This is a genomic window from Streptomyces sp. NPDC058086, from assembly GCF_042885015.1.
In the GTDB taxonomy this organism is placed as follows: domain Bacteria; phylum Actinomycetota; class Actinomycetes; order Streptomycetales; family Streptomycetaceae; genus Streptomyces.
Genome location: NZ_JBHVST010000251.1, coordinates 1 through 3,243, shown reverse-complemented (window position 1 = coordinate 3,243; position 3,243 = coordinate 1). Strand labels below are relative to the sequence as shown.

4 protein-coding genes and 2 pseudogenes are annotated in these 3,243 nt (G+C 68.4%); 3 read left to right on the top strand and 3 right to left on the bottom strand.

Going from position 1 to position 3,243, the window contains the following annotated elements:
* The first annotated feature begins 73 nt into the window (after nucleotides 1-73).
* Nucleotides 74-514 carry an NUDIX domain-containing protein gene (locus tag ACFVWD_RS57870; protein ID WP_389607194.1) on the top strand — a complete coding sequence of 147 codons (441 nt, stop codon included), beginning with the start codon at nucleotides 74-76 and terminating at the stop codon, nucleotides 512-514.
* On the opposite strand, the gene ACFVWD_RS57865 is transcribed toward ACFVWD_RS57870, so the two are convergent.
* Together ACFVWD_RS57865 and ACFVWD_RS57860 are read right to left on the bottom strand one after the other, a co-directional pair.
* Entirely contained in the window at nucleotides 461-1,168 is a 708-nt protein-coding gene (locus ACFVWD_RS57865; protein ID WP_389607192.1) for a Clp protease N-terminal domain-containing protein, read from the bottom strand. The two genes, ACFVWD_RS57870 and ACFVWD_RS57865, sit on opposite strands and share 54 nt — an antisense overlap.
* Nucleotides 1,165-1,386 (bottom strand): helix-turn-helix domain-containing protein, encoded by a 222-nt coding sequence (locus ACFVWD_RS57860; RefSeq protein WP_052067739.1) that lies wholly within the window; start codon nucleotides 1,384-1,386, stop codon nucleotides 1,165-1,167. The genes ACFVWD_RS57865 and ACFVWD_RS57860 overlap by 4 nt, the downstream gene beginning before the upstream one ends.
* A gap of 127 nt (nucleotides 1,387-1,513) precedes the next feature.
* Between ACFVWD_RS57860 and ACFVWD_RS57855 the strand changes: the two are divergent.
* Together ACFVWD_RS57855 and ACFVWD_RS57850 are read left to right on the top strand one after the other, a co-directional pair.
* A pseudogene (locus ACFVWD_RS57855) lies at nucleotides 1,514-1,930 on the top strand (transposase); the annotation flags it as partial.
* Nucleotides 1,931-1,976: 46 nt separating this feature from the next.
* Nucleotides 1,977-2,435 (top strand): GNAT family N-acetyltransferase, encoded by a 459-nt coding sequence (locus ACFVWD_RS57850; RefSeq protein ID WP_389607190.1) that lies wholly within the window; start codon nucleotides 1,977-1,979, stop codon nucleotides 2,433-2,435.
* A 250-nt stretch (nucleotides 2,436-2,685) separates the two neighbouring features.
* Here ACFVWD_RS57850 and ACFVWD_RS57845 read toward each other — a convergent pair.
* Nucleotides 2,686-3,147, bottom strand: a pseudogene (locus tag ACFVWD_RS57845) (helix-turn-helix domain-containing protein); the annotation flags it as partial.
* Between the last annotated feature and the right edge of the window lie 96 nt (nucleotides 3,148-3,243).

Below are 3,243 nucleotides of genomic sequence, written 5' to 3'. Positions count from 1 at the left end.
GGCTCTCCGGAACCCCGCTCGGCGGCAGCTGGACCTCACGCCTCGACACCCTCCGCCTCTCACTCGCGTCACCGTGAAAAGACCAGCAGAGTCACCACGGGAGTCACCTCAGTCGGGCGGCGCCCCCTACTACACGACCGTCCGTGGGGGCGTCGAACCCGACGACGCCGACCTTGAAGCGGCTCTACGCCGCGAAGTCATGGAAGAGATCGGCGCCACGATCGGCCCTGCCACCGAATTCCTGACCTTGACCGAACCGGGCGAAAAGGTCACCGTCGTACAGCACTTCTTCCGCGCCGACGTGCTGGAAATGGATCAAAACCGCCGCAGCGGCCCCGAGCTCGACGACCCCGACATAGGCAACTTCTCGTCAGTCCGAGTCGAGTTGCACGCGTCAACCCTGACAGCGCTCAAACTCCAACCGCCCGAACTCGCCAGCTACCTACGGCGGGGAGCGGGATCAGCTCGCCTGGCGGTAGCGGTCGACGATTGCGGTGCGCAGCGCCGGGGCTGATGCACCGAGTGCTGACAGTACGGAGGGCACCTGCCCGCTTTTCATGGCGATGAGGCCGAGTGCGAGGTGTTCGGGGCCGATGTCGGTCTCGTGCTGGGCCTGTGCCTCGTGGACGGTGTTGGTCAGGCTCTCCTTGGCGTGCGGGGTGAAGGGGATGTGCCCGGTGGGGCGGGCGCCGTCGGTCTGGTAGAGGCCAGCAGGGGCGGCGGTGGGTGCCGTAAGGACGGTGCGCCTGGCGCGGCGTTGGCTGCGCCAGTGGCGCGGGGGCACCGCGCGTCGGGGGTTGAGCCTGGAGGGGCGGGGTGGCCGGTGTACGGCCCGGCCGGCGCGGGCCAGGGCTTCTGGTCCGAAGGATTCCTCGATCCTGGCGCGGACGGCGTCGAGATCGATCCCGATCGAGGCCAGCGCATCGCGGTTGAGGGTGCCGAACAGGAGGGACCCCGCGCCGAGCCCGACCTGGCGGACGATCTCCTCCTCGACGCGCTGCGGCGTGAGACCGTGCTCGCGCAGGACGGAGCTCGCCGGCTGGTCGGCCAGGACGAGGGCGAGCAGGAGGTGTTCGCTGCCGATGTGGTGGTGCCCGAGCCGGCGTGCGTGCTCCTGGGCGTGGACTACGACGGTGCGAGCGTCGGGAGTGAAGTGTTCGAACATCATCGCCTCCCGATCAGCGGGCCGTACTTGCGATGCACGGTCTGCTTGGTGACGCCGAGCCGCTGTGCGATGTCCTGCCAGGACCATCCCAGTTTCCGTGCGTTGTCGACCTGGAGGAGTTCCAGCCGTTCACTGAGTTCTCGCAGTGCGGCCACCGCGCGGAGCCCGACGTCCGGGTCGTTGCTGGCGGCGCCCTCGGCGATTTCGAGTGTGTTCTGCATGCTCGTCAGCATATGCTGACAACCGAGGTTGCGTCAACATATGCTGACGATGCACAGTGAGTCCGAGAGCCGCGCAGTCCAGCTGCCCTGGCCCGGGTTCTCCTGCCGCCGGTACGACACGCTGTGAGGCGTGAACCGTCGCCACAAGGGCGCTGCTCAGTCCCTAGCTGCGCTGAAGTCGATCCGTGCCGCCCGGCCCGACGGCGCCCCCATCTACGTGATCATGGACAACCTGTCCGCGCACAAGGGCACCAAGATCCACACTTGGGCGAAGAAGCACCGGGTAGAGCTGTGCTTCACTCCTACCAATGCCTCCTGGGCCAACCCGATCGAAGCGCACTTCGGTCCCCTGCGGCAGTTCACCCTGGCGAACTCCAACCATCCCAACGACACCGTCCAGACCCGGGCCCTGTACCGCTGCCTGCGCTGGCGCAACACCAACGCCCGCCACCCCGACATCCTGGCCGCCCAGCGCAGGGAACGCGCCCGCATCCGCAGCGAGAAGGGCATCCGGTGGGGCCGCCCCGCCGCGCGAGCGGCGTGATCAATCCAGGTGCAACCCGTGAGCCCTGCCTCATAGCCTCGGCCCCATGACTGACCATGACCTCGTCCCTGACGACTTCGTCGTCCCCGCGGACCTGATCACCCCGCAGTTCCGTCTGGAGCCTCTGGGGCCCCAGCACAACGCCGCCGACCACGCCGCCTGGACCAGCAGCATCGAGCACATCCGTGCGACCCCGGGCTTCCAGGACCGAGGATGGCCTCCTGCGGACGGGATGGCCCTGGAGGCGAACCTCGTCGACCTGCAGCGTCACGCGGCCGACTTCGCTCAGCGCCGCGGATTCACCTACACCGTCATCGAGACCGCTAGTGGCGAGGTGATCGGTTGCGTCTATATCTATCCCTCCCGCAGCGATGACCATGACACCGACGTCCGCTCCTGGGTCCGCGCCGACAGAGCCGAGCTGGACGCGCCCTTGCAAGCGGCCGTCACGACCTGGTTGTCCACGAACTGGCCCCTCGGAACTCTCAACTATCAGCCCCGCTGACAACCATGTGGTCCCGCAGCGACCAGCCACACCGACCCTGCGGGACACCTGGCCTTCGAATGCCCCGACCGTGGGATGGAACGAACACACCTTCCCTGTGAACCTTCCCGGTCACAGCACGTGCTGTGACCGAAAACGATCACGGGCTGGGCGGTCAGCGGGGCAGGGGCGATGATGTGGCGCGCGGTCGGCTTCGCGCCACGCGGGGTACCGGGCAGAGCACCGGAGTCCGGCATCCGCAGAGACGTCTTCAGCTCCGATCGCCCTGATATCCCTGCAGCTTCCGGTACAGCGTGGCGCGGGCGATGCCTAGGGCCGCCGCCGTGCGGGCCTTGTTGCCGCCGTGGCGACGAAGGGCCTCCAGTATGGCGGCGCGCTCGGCCTGCTCCATCGGGCTGAGAGGCCGAGGCGCGGGTCCCTCACGCACGGAGTCCGGGAGCTCGGCACGCCGGACGGGTCCCGTCGTGCGCCGGTGTTCGGCCAACGCCCGCACCAGGTACGCCAGTTCGGTGACGTTGCCCGGCCATGGGTGCCGCTCCAGAGCGCGCAGTGCGTCCAGTATCCAGGTGAGCGGAGGCTGTCCGGCGGAGGGCCTGGGGGCCAGGACCGTGAGCAACTCCCTGATGTCCTCGAGCCGGTCGCGCAGCGCGGGGAGGGTGGCCGAGCGCACTGCCAGGGTGTCCAGGAGCCGTTGGAGACAGGGGCCCGGCGACGGCGCTGTCACGTTGGCTGACCGGGTGGGATGATCTTCTGGTTGATCATGCTGGGAGGGGGTCGTCCGTGGGGAGCGCGTCACCGTCGTACAGGG

Excerpts from the sequence above, each read along its gene's own strand:
- ACFVWD_RS57865 (WP_389607192.1), bottom strand. The coding sequence starts at position 1,168 with ATGATGTTCGAACACTTCACTCCCGACGCTCGCACCGTCGTAGTCCAC.
- ACFVWD_RS57860 (WP_052067739.1), bottom strand. The coding sequence starts at position 1,386 with ATGCAGAACACACTCGAAATCGCCGAGGGCGCCGCCAGCAACGACCCG.
- ACFVWD_RS57850 (WP_389607190.1), top strand. The coding sequence starts at position 1,977 with ATGACTGACCATGACCTCGTCCCTGACGACTTCGTCGTCCCCGCGGAC.